Source organism: Burkholderia sp. 9779_493, assembly GCF_015712215.1.
Lineage (GTDB): Bacteria > Pseudomonadota > Gammaproteobacteria > Burkholderiales > Burkholderiaceae > Burkholderia > Burkholderia cenocepacia.
Map to the genome: position 1 here is coordinate 58,092 of NZ_JACCQA010000031.1, position 19,117 is coordinate 77,208.

The 19,117-nt window shown below is 70.8% G+C and carries 17 protein-coding genes; 10 read left to right on the forward strand and 7 right to left on the reverse strand.

Annotated elements, in window-relative coordinates; genetic code table 11:
* The 6 genes from cobN (at position 1) to H0X95_RS26800 (ending at position 7,106) form a co-directional block, all read left to right on the forward strand.
* Positions 1-3,807, forward strand: coding sequence for a cobaltochelatase subunit CobN (gene cobN / locus H0X95_RS26775; RefSeq protein ID WP_196446285.1), 3,807 nt, complete (start codon positions 1-3; stop codon positions 3,805-3,807).
* Entirely contained in the window at positions 3,807-4,904 is a 1,098-nt protein-coding gene (locus H0X95_RS26780) for an ATP-binding protein (protein ID WP_060211489.1), read from the forward strand. Before cobN ends, H0X95_RS26780 begins: the two co-directional genes overlap by 1 nt.
* Positions 4,905-4,972: 68 nt before the next feature.
* Positions 4,973-5,581 (forward strand): vWA domain-containing protein, encoded by a 609-nt coding sequence (locus tag H0X95_RS26785; RefSeq protein ID WP_196446286.1) that lies wholly within the window; start codon positions 4,973-4,975, stop codon positions 5,579-5,581.
* A 62-nt stretch (positions 5,582-5,643) separates the two neighbouring features.
* A complete protein-coding gene (locus H0X95_RS26790) occupies positions 5,644-6,096 on the forward strand; it encodes a YaiI/YqxD family protein (RefSeq protein WP_006492939.1) in 453 nt (150 codons plus the stop codon).
* A gap of 25 nt (positions 6,097-6,121) precedes the next feature.
* Positions 6,122-6,754, forward strand: coding sequence for a DUF1993 domain-containing protein (locus H0X95_RS26795; protein WP_020979853.1), 633 nt, complete (start codon positions 6,122-6,124; stop codon positions 6,752-6,754).
* Between the two features lie 25 nt (positions 6,755-6,779).
* Positions 6,780-7,106 carry a low molecular weight protein tyrosine phosphatase family protein gene (locus H0X95_RS26800; protein ID WP_048986546.1) on the forward strand — a complete coding sequence of 109 codons (327 nt, stop codon included), beginning with the start codon at positions 6,780-6,782 and terminating at the stop codon, positions 7,104-7,106.
* A 33-nt stretch (positions 7,107-7,139) separates the two neighbouring features.
* On the opposite strand, the gene H0X95_RS26805 is transcribed toward H0X95_RS26800, so the two are convergent.
* Both H0X95_RS26805 and H0X95_RS26810 read right to left on the reverse strand, forming a co-directional pair.
* Entirely contained in the window at positions 7,140-7,562 is a 423-nt protein-coding gene (locus tag H0X95_RS26805) for an NUDIX hydrolase (RefSeq protein WP_048986545.1), read from the reverse strand.
* 152 nt (positions 7,563-7,714) lie between these two features.
* The gene (locus H0X95_RS26810) at positions 7,715-7,975 is read right to left on the reverse strand and encodes a hypothetical protein (protein ID WP_006492940.1); all 261 of its coding nucleotides are present in this window, start codon (positions 7,973-7,975) and stop codon (positions 7,715-7,717) included.
* Positions 7,976-8,254: 279 nt separating this feature from the next.
* On the opposite strand from H0X95_RS26810, the gene H0X95_RS26815 reads away from it, so the two are divergent.
* The 4 genes from H0X95_RS26815 (at position 8,255) to H0X95_RS26830 (ending at position 12,850) form a co-directional block, all read left to right on the forward strand.
* Positions 8,255-9,415, forward strand: a complete 1,161-nt coding sequence (locus tag H0X95_RS26815) for a CaiB/BaiF CoA transferase family protein (protein ID WP_196446287.1) — start codon at positions 8,255-8,257, stop codon at positions 9,413-9,415.
* A 125-nt stretch (positions 9,416-9,540) separates the two neighbouring features.
* Positions 9,541-10,842 (forward strand): CitMHS family transporter, encoded by a 1,302-nt coding sequence (locus H0X95_RS26820; protein ID WP_034201944.1) that lies wholly within the window; start codon positions 9,541-9,543, stop codon positions 10,840-10,842.
* Positions 10,843-10,879: 37 nt separating this feature from the next.
* A complete protein-coding gene (locus H0X95_RS26825; RefSeq protein ID WP_006482987.1) occupies positions 10,880-12,046 on the forward strand; it encodes an acyl-CoA dehydrogenase family protein in 1,167 nt (388 codons plus the stop codon).
* Between the two features lie 60 nt (positions 12,047-12,106).
* Positions 12,107-12,850 (forward strand): IclR family transcriptional regulator, encoded by a 744-nt coding sequence (locus H0X95_RS26830; RefSeq protein ID WP_006496436.1) that lies wholly within the window; start codon positions 12,107-12,109, stop codon positions 12,848-12,850.
* A gap of 102 nt (positions 12,851-12,952) precedes the next feature.
* Here the strand turns inward: H0X95_RS26830 and H0X95_RS26835 are convergent, their stop codons facing one another.
* The 5 genes from H0X95_RS26835 to cobG all read right to left on the reverse strand — a co-directional run bounded on the left by H0X95_RS26835 (position 12,953) and on the right by cobG (position 19,071).
* Positions 12,953-14,308: a chitinase gene (locus H0X95_RS26835; RefSeq protein ID WP_034201783.1), complete on the reverse strand. Its 1,356-nt coding sequence runs from the start codon at positions 14,306-14,308 to the stop codon at positions 12,953-12,955.
* A 339-nt stretch (positions 14,309-14,647) separates the two neighbouring features.
* On the reverse strand, positions 14,648-16,363 hold the full coding sequence (cobJ, locus tag H0X95_RS26840; RefSeq protein WP_059723559.1) for a precorrin-3B C(17)-methyltransferase: 1,716 nt from the start codon (positions 16,361-16,363) through the stop codon (positions 14,648-14,650).
* Entirely contained in the window at positions 16,360-17,094 is a 735-nt protein-coding gene (locus tag H0X95_RS26845) for a precorrin-2 C(20)-methyltransferase (RefSeq protein ID WP_048986541.1), read from the reverse strand. The genes cobJ and H0X95_RS26845 overlap by 4 nt, the downstream gene beginning before the upstream one ends.
* Complete coding sequence (locus tag H0X95_RS26850; RefSeq protein ID WP_006491059.1) at positions 17,091-17,717, reverse strand: precorrin-8X methylmutase; 627 nt, start codon at positions 17,715-17,717, stop codon at positions 17,091-17,093. The genes H0X95_RS26845 and H0X95_RS26850 overlap by 4 nt, the downstream gene beginning before the upstream one ends.
* Complete coding sequence (gene cobG, locus H0X95_RS26855; protein ID WP_195904309.1) at positions 17,710-19,071, reverse strand: precorrin-3B synthase; 1,362 nt, start codon at positions 19,069-19,071, stop codon at positions 17,710-17,712. Before cobG ends, H0X95_RS26850 begins: the two co-directional genes overlap by 8 nt.
* Positions 19,072-19,117 lie beyond the last annotated feature (46 nt).

Below are 19,117 nucleotides of genomic sequence, written 5' to 3' on the forward strand. Positions count from 1 at the left end.
ATGCATCTGCTGCGCACCACGCCGGGCGGCTTCGTCGACGATACTCAGGGCGTCGTCCGGATCGACCAGCAGCCGGCCGACATCGTGATCCTGAGTTCGGCCGACACGACGCTGTCGCTGCTCGCGAGCGTCGTGCCGCACTTGCCCGAAGGATTCCCGAGCGTGCGGCTCGCGAACGTCACGTTCCTGCGCCAGCCGGCGTCGGTCGATTTCTACGTCGACGACGTGCTGCGGCACGCGAAGACGGTCGTGATCGATCATCTCGGCGGCGAAGCGTACTGGCCGTACGGGATCGAGCAGGCCGTGTCGCTCGCATCGAAGCGCGGGCAGCAGCTTGCGATGTTCTCGGGCGACCTGCAGGAGGACCCGAGCCTCGTCGCGAAGAGCACGGTCAGGCCCGAGCTGTGCCGGCTGTGGTGGCGCTATCTGCGCGAAGGCGGCGTGCACAACGCCGACGCGCTGTTGCGCAGCATCGCGTTTCACACGTTCGGCTTCGGCGACGAACCCGAACCGCCGCGGCCGCTGCCCGCCGCCGCGCTGTATCACCCGGCGCGCGACCGCGCGAGCGTCGACGACTGGCGATCGCGCTGGACGCCCGGCGCGCCGGTCGTCGCGATCCTGTTTTATCGCGCGCACTGGCAGGCCGCCAACACGGCGGTGTTCGACGCGCTGGCCGACGCACTGATCGACCACGGGCTGAATCCGCTGCCGATCGCGGTGACGTCGCTGAAGGACGCGGTGAGCCGCGAGGTCATCACGCAGCTCTGCGACACGCACGGCGTCGCGCTCGTGCTGAATACCACCGCATTCGCGGCCGGCGCGATCGACAGCCCCGAGCACGACGTGCTCGCGGGCGACGCGCCGGTGCTGCAGGTGATCCTGTCCGGCGGCAATCGCGACGCGTGGGTGGCCGACAACCAGGGCCTGCACGCACGCGACATCGCGATGCACATCGCGCTGCCCGAAGTCGACGGGCGCATCGTCACGCGCGCGGTGAGCTTCAAGGGGCTCGCGTATCGCTGCCCGCACACCGAAGTCGACGTCGTGCGCTACCAGCCGGATGCGGAACGGATCGCGTTCGTCGCGGCGCTCGCGCGCGGCTGGTGCCGCCTGCGCACGCTCGATAACGCCGACAAGCGCATCGCGCTGATCCTCGCGAACTATCCGCAAAGCGAAGGGCGGATCGGCAACGGCGTCGGGCTCGACACGCCGGCCTCCGCGCTGCGCGTGCTCGCGGCGCTGCGCGACGCGGGCTACACGGTGGCCGACCTGCCGCCCGACGGCGACGCGCTGATCGCGCAACTCACCGAAGGCGTGACCAACGATCCCGCCGTGCGCACGCTGCGTCCCGCGTTTCAGAGTTACGCGCTGGCCGACTACGTCGCGCGTTTCGCGCGGCTGCCGGCCACCGTGCGGGATGCGCTAAACGCACGCTGGGGGCCGCCTGAAGCCGATCCGACGCTGAGGCAGCAGCGCTTCACGATCGCCGGCTGGCGCGCGGGCAACGTGTTCGTCGGCATCCAGCCGTCGCGCTCGCGCGGCGAGAACGACTACGCGAGCTACCACGATGCGGATCTCGTGCCGCCGCATGCGTATCTCGCGTTCTATTTCTGGCTGCGCGATGCGTATCGCGTCGACGCGGTCATCCATCTCGGCAAGCACGGCAATCTCGAATGGCTGCCGGGCAAGAGCGTCGCGCTGTCCGACGCGTGCTGGCCCGACCTGACGCTCGGGCCGCTGCCGCACCTGTATCCGTTCATCGTCAACGATCCGGGCGAGGGCAGCCAGGCGAAGCGCCGTGCGCAGGCGGTGATCGTCGATCACCTGATGCCGCCGCTCACGCGCGCGGAAAACTACGGGCCGCTGCAGGATCTCGAACGGCAGGTCGACGAATACTACGAAGCGCTGATGGTCGATGCGCGGCGCGCGAAGCTGTTGCGCAAGACGATCCTCGCGACGATCGCCGAGCATCGCCTGCACGACGAGCTGAGCGTATCGCCGCCGCGCGATGCGGGCGACGAGGATGCGCTGCTCACGCGGGTCGACGCGTGGCTGTGCGAGTTGAAGGAAGCGCAGATTCGCGACGGGCTGCACGTGTTCGGCGCGTCGCCGGTCGCGCGCCAGCGGCGCGACACGCTGCTCGCGCTCGCACGCTTTCCGGTCGGCGACGGCAAGGGCGAACGCGCCGGGCTGATCGGCGCACTCGCGCGCGATCTCGCGCTCGGCGACGCTTTCGATCCGCTCGCGGCCGACTGGGCCGCGCCGTGGACCGGGCCGCGGCCGGCCGTCCTGCAAACGCTCGACGCGTCGCCGTGGCGGCATGCGGGCGATACGCGCGAGCGGCTCGAACGGCTTGCGCAGCATTGGCTCGACGCCGTGTGCGGAGCCGCGTCCGACGAACCCGGTATCGACATGCCGCCGCCCGGCGCATGGCGGCATACGCTCGCGGTGCTCGAACGCGTGCGCACGATGCTGCTGCCCGCCCTCGACGCGTGCGGCGGCGAGGAAATGCGTCAGCTGCTGCGCGGGCTCGACGGCCGCTTCGTGCCGCCGGGGCCGAGCGGTTCGCCGTCGCGTGGCCGTCCCGACGTGCTGCCCACCGGCCGCAACTTCTACTCGGTCGATACGCGCGCGGTGCCGACGCAGGCCGCGTGGTCGCTCGGGTTGAAATCCGCGCAGCAACTGATCGAGCGCCATCTGCAGGATCACGGCGACTATCCGCGCGCGATCGGGCTGTCGGTGTGGGGGACGGCGACGATGCGCACCGGCGGCGACGACATCGCGCAGGCGTTCGCGCTGATCGGCGTGCGCCCGAAATGGGCGCACGGCAGCCATCGCGTGACCGACTTCGAGATCCTGTCGATCGAGATCTTCGACCGGCCGCGCATCGACGTGACGCTGCGCGTGTCGGGCTTCTTCCGCGACGCGTTCCCGAACCTGATGCACCTGTTCGACGCGGCCGTGCAGGCCGTCGCCGCGCTCGACGAACCCGAAGCGTTGAACCCGATTCGCGCACGCATCGAGCGCGAACGGGGGAAGTGGATCGCGCAGGGCGTGGCGCCCGACGAAGCGCGCCGGCGCGCCGGCTGGCGCGTGTTCGGCGCGCGGCCGGGCAGCTATGGCGCGGGCCTGCAGGATCTGATCGACCAGCGCCGCTGGCAGACCGACGCCGATCTCGCGGACGCCTACCGTCAATGGGGCGGCCATGCGTACGCGCAAAACAGCGCGGGCGACGCCGCGGCCGACGTGTTCGGCGAGCGGCTGGCGACGATCGACGTCGTCGTGCAGAACCAGGACAGCCGCGAGCACGACATCCTCGATTCGAACGACTACTACCAGTTCCAGGGCGGGATGACGGCGGCCGTGCGGCACCTGTCCGGGCAGCAGCCGAGCATCTACCACGGCGACCATGCGAACCCGGTCGCGCCGAAGATGCGCACACTGCGCGAGGAGATCGCCCGCGTGATCCGCTCGCGCGTCGTCAACCCGAAATGGCTCGACGGCGTGAAGCGTCACGGCTACAAGGGCGCGGCCGAACTCGCGGCGACCGTCGACTACCTGTACGGCTATGACGCGACCGCGCGCGTGCTGTCCGATCACCAGTACGCGCTCGTCGCCGACGCGTACCTGTTCGACGACCCCACCCGCGCGTTCCTCGAACGGCACAACCCGAAGGCGCTGCACGGCATCTGCGAACGCTTCGTCGAAGCGATGCAGCGCGGGCTGTGGCAGCAGCCGGGCCCCTATCGCGAGCGGATCGAAGCGGTCTGGCTCGCCAGCGAACAACGCCAGGAAGGAGGACGGTGATGACCGATCCGACGACGCCCCGCGCCCGCGCGGTTTTTCCGTTTGCGGCGCTCGTCGCGCAGGACGCGTTGCAGCAGGCGCTGCTGCTGGCCGCGATCGACCCGTCGCTCGGCGGCGTGCTCGTCAGCGGCCCGCGTGGCACCGCGAAATCGACGGCCGCGCGCGGCCTCGCCGAGTTGCTGCCGGAAGGGCAGTTCGTCACGCTGCCGCTGTCGGCGAGCGACGAGCAGGTGACGGGCACGCTCGATCTCGCGCATGCGCTGGCCGAAAACGGCGTGCGCTTCCGGCCCGGCCTGCTGGCGCGCGCGCATCTCGGCGTGCTGTACGTCGACGAAGTGAACCTGCTCGCCGACGGGCTCGTCGATACGCTGCTCGACGTCGCCGCGAGCGGCGTGAACATCGTCGAGCGCGATGGCGTGTCGCACGCGCACGATGCGCGTTTCGTGCTGGTCGGCACGATGAATCCCGAGGAGGGCGAGCTGCGCCCGCAGTTGCTCGACCGCTTCGGGCTGATGGTCGAGCTCGAGAACTGCTTCGACGCCGCCCAGCGCGAGCGGATCGTGAAGGCGCGGCTTGCGTTCGATCTCGATCCGGATGCGTTTCGCGCGCGTCATGCGGCGGCCCAGCGGGCGCTCGCGGACCGGATTCATGCGGCGCGCGGGCGGCTGCCGGCGCTGGATTTCGACGATGCGGTCCATGCGCGCGTCAGCGCGCTGTGCATCGACGCGGCCGTCGACGGGTTGCGGGCCGATCTCGTGATGCTGCGCGCCGCGCGCGCGCTGGCCGCGCTGGAGCAGGCCGACGCGGTGACGGTGTCGCATGTGGCGCGCGTGGCCGAAGCCGTGCTGCGGCACCGGCGCCATGCGGGGCCGCCGTCGTCGCAGCAGTCGTCGCACCCATCGTCGCAGCACGATGACGAACGCGACGATCGTTCGCCGCCGAACCCGCGCCAGCGGCCCGACGACCGGCCGGGCGAGACCGGCGACACGAAAGGCGATGCGTCCGCATCGCAGGGCGACTGGGGCTACCTGCCGCCCGAACCGGCCGGGCTGCGCGACGTGAAAAGCGTGGTGCCGCTGCCGCTAAAAAAACGCTGAGCCATCGAGCCGGCGCCGCCGCGAACGCGATTCGCGGTCCTCGATGGCAGTCAGGCGCAGCCGCACGCGTGCCGGGCACGGTGCGCGCCGGCACGGCCGTCGCGTGGCCGGCGACGCTCGCCGCGAAACGCGGCGGCCCGCTGCATCGCGAGCATCTGCGCTTCGGGAAACGCGCGGGCACGCCGCGTGCGCTGCATTGCTTCGTGCTCGACTGTTCGGCGTCGATGTTGTCGCACGAGCGGCTCGCGCTCGCGAAGGGGCTGATCGTCGCGTATTTCGATCAGGCCGCGCGGGCGCGGGTCGAAACCGCGCTGATCTGCTTCGGCGGTCAAGGCGCCGCGCGGCGCTTCGGCCCGGCCGTGCCGCGCTGGTGGAACGCGCGCTGGCTCGAGCCGGTCGACGGCGGCGGCGGCACGCCGCTCGCGGACGGCATCGCGGCCGCCGCACGCTTGCTGGCCAGCGCTGCGCGCCGCGAGCCCGGCAAGCAGCGCTGGCTGTGGGTGCTGTCCGACGGGCGCACGCGCGAGATGCCGGCCAGGCCGGCGGCGGCCGATCACGTCGTGTTCGTCGACTTCGACGACGCGGCCGTGCGGATCGGGCAGGGCGCGCGGCTCGCCGCGGCGTGGGGCGCGCAGTGGGTGACGGCCGACGCGCTTGGCACGGATCGCGCCGGCTGATGGCCGGCACGGCGGTGCGCTATGATCGCCGCTTCTGCTTCTGTCCACTGGAAACCCCCGCCATGCAAGTACTGGTCGATGCCGACGCGTGTCCCGCCGTCATCAAGGACATGCTGTTCCGCGCCGCGCGTCGTGCCGAGATCTGCGTGACGCTGGTCGCGAACCAGTTTCTGCGCACGCCGCCGTCGCCGTTCATCAAGGCCGTGCAGGTGCCGGCCGGCTTCGATGTGGCCGACGCGCGCATCGTCGAGCTGGCGGAGCCCGGCGATCTCGTGATCACCGCCGACATCCCGCTGGCCGCCGCCGTGCTCGACAAGGGCGCGCATGCGCTCGACCCGCGCGGTAACTGGTTCAGCCGCGAAAACATCGAGGAGCGCCTGTCGACGCGCGCGATGATGGACCAGTTGCGCAGCGCCGGCATCGACACGGGCGGGCCGGCGCCGTTCAGCGCGCGCGACGGCAAGACGTTCGCGTCGCAGCTCGACCGGTTCCTGGCGCGGCACGGCAAGCCGTAACGGCACACGTCGGCGCCCGGCCAGGATGCAGGTTCGCGCCGACGCTGCTATCGTGGGGCGAGAACCCCAACACAGGAGCGCATGCGTGTCACCCACCCAACTTCTCGTTCCGACCTACACCCAGATGCTGCGCGCGCAGTCCGCGTGGCTCGACAAGGCCGTCGCACACCGGCAGGCCGCCGGCGACGACCCCGACGCGGCGATGACGCTGAGGCTGGCGCCCGACATGTATCCGCTCGCCGCCCAGGTGCGCTTCTCGTGTTTCCAGGCGATGGAGCCGGTTCACCGGCTGCGCGGCGAACCGCTGCCGGCGGCGTTGCTGGCCTTGCGCGAGGCGGGCTGGAATGCGGATGCGCAACCCGGTTCGCCGGCCGATGCGCAGGCGATCATCGCCGGCACGCTCGCCTTTCTCGGCGAACTCGCCCCCGATGCGCTCGACGGCGGCGCAGCGCTGCCGATCGCGCTCGAACTGCCGAACGGGATCGCGTTCGACATGACGGGCGAACAGTACGCGCGCGACTGGGCGCTGCCGCAGTTCTACTTCCACGCGATCGCCGCGTACGCGATCCTGCGCCATCACGGTGTCGAGCTCGGCAAGGCCGATTACGTGCCGCACATGCTCGCGTACGTGCGGCCGGGCACGATTCCGCAAGGTTGAGCCCCCTCGGGCGCCGCGCAGCGACATGACACGCGCACTGTTCATCTGCAGCCGCAACCGGCTGCGCAGCCCGACGGCCGAAGCGGTGTTCGCCGCGTGGCCCGGCATCGACACCGACTCCGCGGGCCTCGCGCCCGATGCGGACGTGCGGCTCTCGGCCGAGCAACTCGATTGGGCGGACATCGTGTTCGTGATGGAGCGTGCGCACAAGGCGCGACTGTCGGCGCAATTCGGCGCGCATCTGAAGCACCGGAAGATCGTCTGCCGCGACATTCCCGATCGCTACGCGTTCATGCAGCCCGAACTCGTCGCGCTGCTCGAACGCAAGGCCGGCCCGTTCCTGCGCGCGTAGTCGCCGCAATCGGAGCCCGAGCCGGCGTCGACCTCAGCGAAGCGGCCCGCTCGCGAACGCCGAAAAACAGTCGAGCCGCAGCAGCTCGATGATCTTGCGCGTCGGCACGCTCGCCCGCAGCGTGTCGAGCCGGTCGATGGTGAACCACTTGCAGCGGGCGATCTCGTTGCTCGCCCGCGGCGTCAGGTGTGCCGGCACGTCGGCCACGAACACGTGATGCAGCTTCGTCAGCCCGCCGAACTGCACCGCGTAGTCGAGCGCGAGCCCCTCCAGCCGCGTCTCCTCCGCGAGTTCCCGCCGCGCGGCCTCGAGCGGTGTCTCGCCGCGCCGGATCGTGCCGCCGGGCAGCGACCAGCGCGCCGCGGTGCGGGCGACCAGCAGCACGCTGCTGCGCTGGCGGCACACGATCGTGGCGCGTTCCTTGATGACGGCGACGGTATCCGGCCCGGTGCTCATGTTCGGCAAAACAGGTACTGAATCGTGGAGAAAAATGCGCGTCGGCCGCGCGAGGGTCGGCGGCCGGCTGCCACGGCATGCACGCCGCCGCGCCGATGTTACCGGCCGTTCGTGACAGTTGCGTGCACCGCGGTCGCGCCACGGGCGACGGCTCACGCGTGCGTATGGATCCCGCTGCGCGCAGGCCTCGCGTGGCGCGAATGACGGCGCTTGTGAACGGCACGCCGGTGATGAGGCGACGGCGCGGTGACGTGCCGGCGTGCGGGCGCGGGCCGGGCCACCGGCGCGGCAGCATGCGGCGCGGCGCCCGATACCCCGGTTTGTCCCTCGCCGAAGTGGAAAGTCTGGTTTTGCGCGTGCGCGATGCCCAGCGTCGATGCGAGCAGGAAGGCCGCCAGCCACAACCGTTTCATGAATATTCCACCTCGTTACTGATGGGGGTGAACGTTGCCCGCCAGCTTAGCGAACGGCGGGGCGCCCCCGCAACCGCCCGCGTTCGGTGTCGTCCCCCCTTGCGCGCGACGACGTTCTCCGCGCGGCAGCCGGGTCCCATCCGGGCTTGACAACATAATTCCTGAGTGTGAATATAAATTCACATACAAGAATTATTCGCCGAATCCGGAGAAGCCCCGCGCCAGTGCCGGGCCGCCGGAACCGGCCGTCCGATCAACCGGAAACCAGGAGCGAGACGCATGGCGGAACACGAGCAGCAGGGCGCGCTGGCGGGATTGCGCATCATCGATCTGTCGCGGGTGCTGGGCGGCCCGTACGCGACCCAGATCCTCGCCGATCACGGCGCGGAGGTGATCAAGGTCGAACCGCCGTCCGGCGACGAGACGCGCACGTGGGGCCCGCCGTTCGACGGCGACACCGCGTCGTACTTCCTCGGCGTGAACCGCAACAAGCTCGGCATCGCGCTCGACCTGACGCAGCCGGCGGATCGCGAGCGGCTGCTCGGGCTGCTCGAACACGCGGACGCGGTCGTCGAGAACTTCAAGATCGGCACGATGGAGCGCTGGGGGCTCGGCTTCGACGCGCTGCATGCGCGGTTTCCGCGCCTCGTCTATTGCCGCGTGTCGGGTTTCGGCGCGGACGGCCCGCTCGGCGGGCTGCCAGGCTACGACGCGGCCGTGCAGGCGCTCGCGGGGCTGATGAGCGTCAATGGCGAAGCCGGCGGCGCGCCGCTGCGAGTGGGCGTGCCGATCGTCGATCTCGTCACGGGGCTGAACGCGGCACTCGGCGTGCTGATGGCGCTGCGCGAACGCGACGCCAGCGGCCGCGGCCAGTTCGTCGAGTCGACGCTGTTCGACTGCGCGCTGTCGATCCTGCATCCGCATACGCCGAACTTCTTTCATTCGGGCAAGGCGCCCGTGCGCACCGGCAACGCGCATCCGAACATCACGCCGTACGACAGCTTCCCGACGGCGGGCGTCGACATCTTCCTCGCGGTCGGCAACAACGGACAGTTCGCCGCGCTGTGCGACGCGCTCGGCACGCGCGACTGGCTCGACGATCCGCGTTTCGCGGATAACCGCGCGCGCAGCCAGCATCGCGCCGCACTGCGCACGCTGCTCGAAACGGCGCTGGCCGCGCACGACGGCGCCGCGCTCGCCGAACGACTGATGCGCCGCGGCGTGCCGTGCGCGCCCGTGCTCGGGCTCGACGCGGCGCTCGACCATCCGCATGTCGCGCATCGGCAGATGAAGGTCGAGCTGGGCCGGCATCGCGGCATCGCGTCGCCGATCAAGCTCGGCCGCACGCCGGCCACGTACCGGCGGCCGCCGCCCGCACTGAACGAACATGCGGCGCAGGTGTTCGCGGACGGCGACGATCACGACCACCGCCGGCGCTGACCGGCATCGCGGCCGCCGGCCGTGCCGCATCGCGGGGCACGGGCGCGCGCCGCACACCATCATTCGGACATCACGCCGGCCCGCGCATCGGCACGCCTGCGCACCGGCTGCAGAGGAGACGCATCATGCTCGCATGGATCGGCGCGGTCGCCATCGTCGCGCTGTTCGGCCTGATCATCACGAAGCGGTTGTCGCCGCTCGTCGCGCTGATCGTCGTGCCGGTGGCCGCGTCGCTCGCGGCCGGTTTCGGGCTGCAGACCGGCAAGTTCGTCGTGCACGGCGTACAGAACATCGGCCCGATCGCCGGCATGTTCGTTTTTGCGATTCTATTTTTCGGAATCCTCACCGACGCGGGGATGCTCGATCCGATCATCGCGGGCGTGCTGCGCGTGATCGGCTGTCATCCGCCGCGCATCGTGATGGGCTCGGCGCTGCTCGCGCTGCTGATCCATCTCGACGGCTCGGGCGCCGTCACGTTTCTCGTCACGCTGCCCGCGATGATGCCGCTCTATACGCGGCTCGGGATGGATCGCCGCATCCTCGCGTGCGTCGCATCGATGGCGGCCGGCGTCAACTTCCTGCCGTGGGTCGGGCCGATGCTGCGCGCGTCGGCCGCGCTGCACATTCCCGGCTCGGCGATCTTCACGCCGATGATTCCGGTGCAGATCGTCGGGCTCGCGTTCGTGTTCGGCACCGCGTACGTGCTCGGCGCGCGCGAGGCGAAACGGCTCGGGCTCGACCGCGCCGGCGCGGCTTCGCTCGCGATCGCGCCGCGCGAGCTGACCGACGCCGAACGCGCGTTGCGTCGGCCGGGCCGCTTCGGGATCAACGTCGTGCTCACGCTCGTCGTGCTCGTCACGCTGGTGTCCGGCATCGTCGATCCGATGGTGATGTTCATGCTCGGCACGGTCGCCGCGCTCGTGATCAATTACCCGGACGTGCAGGCCCAGCGCGAACGGATCGACGCGCATGCGAAGGCCGCGCTGATGATGGCGAGCGTGCTGCTCGCGGCCGGCGCGTTCACCGGCATCATGTCCGGCACCGGGATGCTGAAGGCGATGGCCGAGGTCGTCGTCGCGCACGTGCCCGTCGAACATGCGCGCCACATGCCGTTCGTGCTCGGGCTGCTGTCGATGCCGCTCAGCCTGCTGTTCGATCCCGATTCGTTCTACTTCGGCGTGCTGCCGGTGCTCGCGGAAAGCGGCAAGCTGCTCGGCGTGCCGCCGATCCAGATGGCGCAGGCCGCGCTGCTCGGCCAGATGACGACCGGTTTTCCGGTGAGCCCGCTCACGCCCGCGACGTTCCTGATCGTCGGGCTGACCGGCGTCGAGCTCGCCGAGCACCAGAAATTCACGATTCCGTTCCTGTTCGTCGCCACCGTGCTGATGGTCTTCGCCGCGGTCGCGACGGGCGTGTTTCCATTGTGAGCGGCGCGGCCGTTCACGCTTCCCGGGAGAGCAGTCCATGCAGTTCGACCTGACCGACGACCAGCGCGCGATCGAAAGCGCGATCGAGAAAATCTGCGAGCGCTTCGGCGACGACTACTGGCTCGAACGCGATCGCGCGGGCGGATTTCCGGCCGATTTCCACGCGGCGCTCGCCGAGGCCGGCTGGCTCGGCATCGCGATGGACCCGGCCTACGGCGGCGCCGGGCTCGGGATGACCGAGGCGGCGCTGATGATGCGCACGATCAGCGCGTCGGGCGCCGGCCTGTCCGGCGCGTCGGCCGTTCACATGAACATCTTCGGGCTGAACCCGGTGCAGGTGTTCGGCAACGATGCGCAGAAGACGCGCTTCCTGCCGCCGCTGATCGCCGGGCACGACAAGGCGTGCTTCGCGGTGACCGAACCCGACGCCGGGCTCGACACCACGCACCTGAGCACGCAGGCGCGCCGCGACGGCGATCACTACGTGCTGAGCGGGCGCAAGATCTGGATCTCGACCGCGCAGGTCGCGAACAAGATGCTGATCATCGCCCGCACGACGCCGCTCGACCAGGTCGCGAAGCCGACCGACGGGCTGAGCCTGTTCTATACCGACCTCGACCGTTCGCGCGTCGAAGTGCGCGAGATCGAGAAGATGGGCCGCAAGGCGGTCGATTCGAACATGCTGTTCATCGACAACCTGCGCGTGTCGCGCGACGACCTGATCGGCAACGAAGGCGATGGCTTTCGCTATCTGCTGCACGGGCTGAACCCGGAACGCATCCTGATCGCCGCGGAGGCGATCGGGCTCGGGCAGGCCGCGCTGCGCCGCGCGACGCAGTATGCGTGCGAGCGCGTGGTGTTCGGTCGGCCGATCGGGCAGAACCAGTCGATCCAGCATCCGCTCGCGCAGGCGTGGATGCAGCTCGAGGCCGCGTGGCTGATGGTGATGAAAGCCGCGACGCGCTACGACGCGGGCCAGGCGTGCGGCGCGGAGGCGAACGCGGCGAAATACCTCGGCGCGGAAGCCGCGTTCCAGGCCTGCCAGACGGCGATCGCGACGCACGGCGGGATGGGGTACGCGAAGGAATACCATGTCGAGCGCTACCTGCGCGAGTGTATGATTCCGAGGCTCGCGCCCGTGAGTCCGCAACTGATCCTGTGCTACATCGCGGAGAAGGTGCTCGGGCTGCCGAAGTCGTACTGACCGTAGCGACCCGGCGGCCCGCCCGGCGCGCGGTTTCCCGTTCCGAATCAAGCGCTCGTCATGGACGTCAAACTCGTTGCCCGCACGCTCGACCTGTTCGAGCTGTTCGCCGCCGAACGGCGGCCGCTGCCGCTCACCGAACTCGCGCGCCTGCTCAACGTGCCGGCGTCGAGCTGCCTCGCGATGGCGCGCACGCTCGTGAGCCGCGGCTACCTGTACGAAGTGCGCAAGCGCGGTGGCTACTATCCGACGCGGCGCCTGCAGACGATCGCCGCGGCGATCGACGCGCCCGATCCGGTCGTCGACATCGTGCATCCGCACCTCGTCGCGCTGCGCGACGCGAGTCGCGAAACCGCCGTGCTCGGCAAGATCCAGGGCGCGTCGGTCACGTATCTCGACGTCGTCGAATCGGAGCAGGCGATCCGCTATACGCGCCAGCCGGGCGAGCTGCGGCCGCTGCACGCGAACTCGATCGGCAAGGCGATCTTCGCGGAACTCGCGGGCGACGCGCAGCAGGCGCTCGGCGGGCAACTGCCGTTCGAGCGCTTCACCGACGCGACGGTGGCCGACCTGCCGGCGCTCGTCGCGCAGACCGCGCGGTTTCGCGAACTCGGCTGGGCCGAGAACTTCGGCGAGAGCGCGCCCGAGCTGTCGGCGATCGCGGTGGCGCTGATGCTCGACGGCGACTGGTACGGGCTGTCGGTCGTCGGGCCGACCGAGCGGATTCGCCAGCATCGCGACACGCATGCGGCGCTGCTCGTCGACGCGAAGGCGCGGCTGCTGGCCGAGCACGCGCGCGGGTAGGGCCGCGGCGCGCGACGGCGCAGGCAGCGGGCCGGCGCCGGCGTTCGGTGCTGACACGCCGGAAACGGCCCGCCGCGCGTCACGCGCGAGCGCGTCGCAGCGTCACGACTTCACCCACACGCCGCCCGCGCTCGGGTTGTCGCCCTGCGTCCACCATTTCGCGCAATACTTCGCGCCCTGGTACGTCACGCACGTGCCGCCCTGGTAGGCGGTCGTCGCCGACCACGCGGGCGTGCCGCCGCCGATCGGCTTCCACACGGCCGCCTGGCCGGGCACGTCGCCCTGCGTCCACCACTGCGCCTGATACGTCGTGCCCTGGTAGGTGACCGTCGCGCCGGCCGTATAGACCTGGCCGGCCGCCCACGGTGCGCCCGGCTGCGGCGTGCCGCCGTCCGAACCGCCGCCGTAGTTCGGGTCCTGCGTGACGCCCGCGCCCCACTTGCCGTCGAGCTTCTTGAAGATCGTCGCGAACGCGTACGGTTGCTGCGCGACGCCCGAGCAGGTCGGTGATGCATACGTGCCGCCGGACGGGCACGCCTGATCGCGGCCGACCGACCAGTTGCCGAAGAAGCCGTAGCCGTTCGCGATTGCCGCGTTCAGCACGGTCTGCGCATTCGCGAGCGTGAACGTTTCGCCTTGCACGTCGTTCACGCCGATCATCGGCGTCACGCCGACCATCTGCCACAGCTGCGCATTGGTCTTCGGCTGCCCGGCCGACTTGAACGCCGTGTCGAGCTGCGAGTAGAGCGCCTGCGCGGCGCTGATCGCGGCGGCACCCATGTCGAGGTTCGCGGGGCCGTAATCCATCGCCATCACGTTGACCGCATCGAACGTGGCCTTGTTCGCGATGGCCGCGTTGACGACGTTCACGCCGTCCTGCGTGAGCCCGGTCGGCATCGTCGGCAGCGTCAGCGTCACGTGCAGCGGCTTGCCCTTCGCCGCGTAGTCGGCCTGCAGTTGCGCGACCGCCTGGAAGTTGCGCGCGACCGCAGCCGTGTCCTGCTGCGACGCGCCCTCGATGTCGAAGTCGATGTGCGTGAGGCCGTACGTGTCGATCACCGTCTGGTACGCGCTCTTCAGCGCGGGGACCGTCGAGCATGCCTGCATCAGCGGCGTGCCGTTCGCGCCGCCGAACGACACGGCGACTTCGCCGCCTTTCGCGCGATAGCTCGCGATCGACGTGGACAGCGCGGTCAGCAGGCCGCCGCTCGCGCCGTTGCCGATCGGCTGGACACCGCCCCACGACGGCACGCAGCCGTTGCCCGCGACCACGAATGCGAGCGTGAACTGCTGGATGCCCTGGCGCACGCCGATCTGGTCGACCAGCGGCGTCGGATAGAGCGTCACGTCGACATAGGGTGCATAGACGCCGGCACCGTGCGACACGCTCGCCATCGCGAGCAGACAACCCGCGGCAAACGCACGCGGAACGAAACGCGGCAACACATTGTTGTTCATTCTGTGTTCTCCAAGTGGAAGAGGGATACGCTGGCCTGCGTATCGCCGCCGGCGGGACAGGCACGTGTCCCGTCGGCGGCGTGCCTATCTTGGAGGATTCACGTCGAATAGGGAATTTAGGTGTTCTTCTTTTTGTTATTCGATTCCCGATACGTAACGATCTTGCCGATTCGGTCGCGTTGCGAAACGCGGGGCGGGCACTTTTTCCTGCTGACCGGGAGGCAGCGCGTGCATGGACCGGTTCCAGCGAACCGGCGACGCGCCGGCGTGCCGATCAGCGGCTCGCAGGCATGCGCATTCACGCGAGCGCCGCCGGATTCGGTACGCGCGCCGCGACGTTCAGCGATACCAGCGCGGCGTGTAGACCCATTCGCGTGCGTTGCCGATCGCGAAGCGCCGCGTCGTCGACGAGCCGACGATCACCATCGTGCGCATGTCGACCTGGTCGCTGCGCAGTGCGCCGAGGGTCGTCGTCGCAAGCGTCGCGCCCGGCCGCCCGATGTCGCGGCCGAGCACGACCACCGTATCGGCCGCGCGATGCGCGCGCACGATGTCGAGTGCACGGTCGAGCTGCCACGGCCGCGCGCGCGAAATCGGGTTGTAGAACGCCATCACGAGATCGGCTTGCGCCGCGTGTTGCAGGCGCGTCTCGATCACGTCCCACGGCTTCAGGTTGTCCGACAGCGAGATCGCGCAGAAGTCGTGGCCGAGCGGTGCGCCGGCCTGCGCGGCCGTCGCGAGCGACGCCGAGATGCCGGGCTCCACGCGCAGGTCGACCGCGGCCCATTGCGGGTCGCGCGCTTCGTCGAGCGCTTCGAACACGGCCGCGGCCATCGCGAACACGCCCGGGTCGCCCGACGACACGACCGCGACGCGTCGGCCCTCGGCCGCCAGTTCGAACGCATGGCGCGCGCGCTGCATTTCCTCGCGATTGTCGGTGCCGTGCACGCGCTGGTCCGCCCGAAACGGGCCGGCCATGTTCACGTAGGTCGTATAGCCGAGAATGTCGGTCGCGTCCGCGAGCGCCGCGCGCGCGGCCGGCGTGAGCCACGCGGCGGCGCCCGGGCCGAGGCCGAGCACCGTCAGGCGGCCGCGTGCGCGGCCGAGCGTGGCCGGGTCGACCGGCTGCGATGCGACCGCGCACGCCAGACCGTGCGATTCGCCACGAAGCGTATGTGCGACGCGCAACGCACGACCGAGCAGCGTGGCGGCGTCGGCTGCCGCGTTGCCGTCGCGATCGCTATCGACGAAACGCAGCGGCACGTCGAGCGTGCTCGCCGCGGCTTCCAGCGCGGCGTCGCCGATCGCCGACGCCGGCGCGACGATGGCCGCGAGCGCCAGCCGCGCGAGGCCCTGTGCGTCGAGCATGGCGTCGATGCGCGCAGCAAGCGCTTCGCCTGCATGCACGGCATCCGCGGCAACACCGACCACCACGCTGCGCGGATGAATCACAAGCTCGTCGCGCGCGCCGCGCCACGCATCGGGCGTCACGCGAATCGCGTGCGCGGCCGCGGCATCACGGGGCAGCGCGACGTCGTCGAGCCACGGCGCCGCGCCGTCGATGCGCGTCGACGCGCCCGCGAGCAGGTCGGACACGAAGCGCTTGCCCTGCGCGAGATCGGCGAGCGCATAGCCTTCCGGCGGATTGAGCACGCACGCGCCGAAGCGCAGCTCGCCGCTCGTCGTGATCGCCGGCGCGACACCGACGCATTCGGCGATCTCGCGCGCGATCACGTTGACGCCCGTCAGCCCGCCGAGCAGCGGCACGACGGCCGAACCGTCCTCCGCGACCGCGAGCACCGGCGGCTCGATGCCCTTGTCGGCAAGCGCGGGCGCGAGGCAGCGGATCACGATGCCGGCCGCGCACAGCGCGACGATCGGCAAGCCGCGTGCATAGAGTTCGCGCAGGTGCGCGCCGAGCTCGTCGAACGGCACGTCGGCGTCGACGCGCGACGCGAGACCGTGCACACGGGCGCCCGGGTAACGCGCCTGGATCCGCCGCGCGGTATCGAGCGCGCCCGCGCCGAGGATCACGATCGCGGGCGGCGTCATCATCCTTGCCATTTTTCCCCCGGCACGACGAGCAGCGAGAAATACGGCGACGCCATCGGATCGACCTCGTCGAGCGGTACGATGCGCTGGTTGGCCATCGTCGCGCGCTCGACGTACCGCGCGCGCTTCGCAAGCCCGAGTTCGTCGAGCACGCGTCGCACCTTGTCGAAATTGCGGCCGAGCTTCATCACGACGGCCGCGTCGGCCCGCGCGAGCCGCTCGCGCAGTTCATGCTCGGGCAGCACGCCCGACAGCACCGACAGGCTCTGGTTGCGATAGACGAGTGGCTGGCCGAGCACGGCCGTGCCGCCGAGCATCGCGCACACGCCGGGGATCACCTCGGTGTCGTAACGCGGCGCGAGGCGGTCGTGCAGGTACATGTACGAGCCGTAGAAGAACGGGTCGCCTTCGCAGATCACCGCGACGTCGCGGCCCGCATCGAGGTGCGCCGCGACGATCTCGGCCGCGGTGTCGTAGAAATCGGCGATCACCGTCTCGTAGCAGAGCGGCGGCGGCAGCGCCTCGGTCGTCACCGGGTAGACCAGCGGCAGTTGCGTCTGCCCGTCGAGCAGGTGCGCTTCGACGATGCCGTACGCGTTGCCTTTCTTGCCCTTCGCGACGAAATACGCGACCACGGGCGCGGCCTGCAGCACGCGCAGCGCCTTGATCGTCATCAGCTCGGGATCGCCGGGGCCGACGCCCACCCCGAACAGCCGTCCGCGCGCGGTCGTCATTCGACCTCCGTTGCAAGCGCATTGACCGCGGCGGCCGCCATCGCGCTGCCGCCGCGCCGGCCGAGCAGCGCGACGTACGGCACGCCGCGGCTGTCGGCGTCGAGCATCGCCTTCGATTCGGCCGCGCCGATGAAGCCGACCGGGAAACCGAGGATCAGCGCGGGGCGCGGCGCGCCGGCGTCGATCATGTCGAGCAGGTGGAACAGCGCGGTCGGCGCATTGCCGATCACGACGACGCTGCCCGCGAGATGCGGGCGCCACAGTTCGAGCGCGGCGGCCGAACGCGTGTTGCCGAGCCGGCGCGCGAGCTCGGGCACCTCCGGCTCGCCGAGCGTGCAGATCACGCGGTTGGCCGCGGGCAGCCGCGCGCGCGTGATGCCTTCGGCAACCATCCTCGCGTCGCACAGGATCGGCGCACCGGCCGCGAGCGCCGTGCGGCCGGCCGTGCCGGCGCCGGCCGAGAAGCGCAGGTCGTACACGACGTCGACCATCCCGCACGCGTGGATCACGCGCACCGCGAGTTTCTCGAGATCGGGCGGAACCTGCGACAGGTCGGCCTCGGCGCGGATCGTCGCGAACGACTGGCGGTAGATTTCCTGCCCGTCGCGAATATAGTCAAGCATCGGTGGTGTCCTGGCTGTGCCGCGCGTCCATGAGTCGGACCGCGGCCTGGTCAATCGTCAGATGGCGCGCGAGCAGGGCGCCGAGGCCCGTGGTCGCGTCGCGCCGGTAAAGGTCGTAGTGTGCGGGCGCCACCGCGACGAGCGTATGCGTCGCGGGATGCGGCAGCGCGCAGTGGCGCGCGCAGCCGGTCAGGTGCACGTCGAGCGGCCGGCCGATGCGGGCGGCGAGCGCGAGTGCGTCGTGTTTCGTGTCGGCGTGCGCTTTCGCGCAGCCCGCGCTGCCGGTACAGGCGACGAGCGCCGCCAGCGGCTCGGACGCCGCGCCTACGAGGCCGAGCGACTTGAGTGCTTCGCGCATCGCCACCGCACGTTCGTTCGGCACGCCGTGCATGAACACGCCTTGCCACGGCGTCATCGACAGCGTGCCGTCGCCGTCGGCTTCGGCCAGCGCGGCGAGCCGTTCCAGTTGCGCCGCGTCGAGCCGCCCGAGCGCGAATTGCGCGCCGACGCTGCAGCGGGCCGCGGCGCGCGACGGCTGCGCGCCGAAACGCAACGCCGGGTCGGCATGCGTGCGCCGCCAGCCGGCAAGCGCCGGATCGGCCGCGAGCGGAAAGGGCAGGTAGCGCCGGGCGCGTTCGAACAGCGTGCGTTCGCCGCACATCGCGAGCAACGCGCGCATCCGCGTGACGTCGGCCGGCGCGAGATCGAGGAACGCGCGCAGCAGCGCCCGCACCAGCGCGACGCCCTGATCGGGCGACACGTCGACCGACGCGGGCCGGTCGCCGGGCGCCACCGGCGGACAGCCGGCCAGCCCCGCCGCAAGACGTACCGCGCCGTCGGCGCGGCGCCACGCGGCGAGCCAGATGTCGTGCGGATGATCGAGCGCCGCGACCGCTTCGCCGCCATCGAGCTGGATCGAGAATTTCGGCGACAGTTCGCCGCGGCGCGGCTCGTTCGCCAGCATGTCGAGCAGCGGCACGGCGAGCGCGTGGCTATCGACGAGCGCGGTCGGGTCGTGCCCGGCGAGCGGGCTGAGCAGCACGTTGCGGACGTCGTCGCTCGCCGCGAGCGCGGCCGCCTCGGCGGCGGTGTCGCCGGCGCTTGCGCGCGGGCCGAGCCCCGCGTCGAGCAACGCGTGGGTCAACGCATCGGTCGCGCCGTCGCGAATGCCGCGCAACTGGAGATTCGCACGATTGGTCGCATCGATCGCGCCGGAACCGTACCGGCGCGCGGCGGCGGCGATCGCACGCGCCTGGCGCGCGTCGAGCCGGCCGCCCGGCAGCTTGATCCGGCACAACCCGCCGTCGGCGGCCGCGACCACGCGCACGAGCCCCGGGCAGGCCGACGGGCGCACGACGGGCGACGCAGGAATCGAATCGGGGGCGGAACTCAACGGGATA

Coding starts and splice junctions, on each gene's coding strand:
- cobN (WP_196446285.1), top strand. CDS start 1: ATGCATCTGCTGCGCACCACGCCGGGCGGCTTCGTCGACGATACTCAG.
- H0X95_RS26780 (WP_060211489.1), top strand. CDS start 3,807: ATGACCGATCCGACGACGCCCCGCGCCCGCGCGGTTTTTCCGTTTGCG.
- H0X95_RS26790 (WP_006492939.1), top strand. CDS start 5,644: ATGCAAGTACTGGTCGATGCCGACGCGTGTCCCGCCGTCATCAAGGAC.
- H0X95_RS26795 (WP_020979853.1), top strand. CDS start 6,122: ATGCAGGTTCGCGCCGACGCTGCTATCGTGGGGCGAGAACCCCAACAC.
- H0X95_RS26800 (WP_048986546.1), top strand. CDS start 6,780: ATGACACGCGCACTGTTCATCTGCAGCCGCAACCGGCTGCGCAGCCCG.
- H0X95_RS26805 (WP_048986545.1), bottom strand. CDS start 7,562: ATGAGCACCGGGCCGGATACCGTCGCCGTCATCAAGGAACGCGCCACG.
- H0X95_RS26810 (WP_006492940.1), bottom strand. CDS start 7,975: ATGAAACGGTTGTGGCTGGCGGCCTTCCTGCTCGCATCGACGCTGGGC.
- H0X95_RS26815 (WP_196446287.1), top strand. CDS start 8,255: ATGGCGGAACACGAGCAGCAGGGCGCGCTGGCGGGATTGCGCATCATC.
- H0X95_RS26820 (WP_034201944.1), top strand. CDS start 9,541: ATGCTCGCATGGATCGGCGCGGTCGCCATCGTCGCGCTGTTCGGCCTG.
- H0X95_RS26825 (WP_006482987.1), top strand. CDS start 10,880: ATGCAGTTCGACCTGACCGACGACCAGCGCGCGATCGAAAGCGCGATC.
- H0X95_RS26830 (WP_006496436.1), top strand. CDS start 12,107: ATGGACGTCAAACTCGTTGCCCGCACGCTCGACCTGTTCGAGCTGTTC.
- H0X95_RS26835 (WP_034201783.1), bottom strand. CDS start 14,308: ATGAACAACAATGTGTTGCCGCGTTTCGTTCCGCGTGCGTTTGCCGCG.
- cobJ (WP_059723559.1), bottom strand. CDS start 16,363: ATGATGACGCCGCCCGCGATCGTGATCCTCGGCGCGGGCGCGCTCGAT.
- H0X95_RS26845 (WP_048986541.1), bottom strand. CDS start 17,094: ATGACGACCGCGCGCGGACGGCTGTTCGGGGTGGGCGTCGGCCCCGGC.
- H0X95_RS26850 (WP_006491059.1), bottom strand. CDS start 17,717: ATGCTTGACTATATTCGCGACGGGCAGGAAATCTACCGCCAGTCGTTC.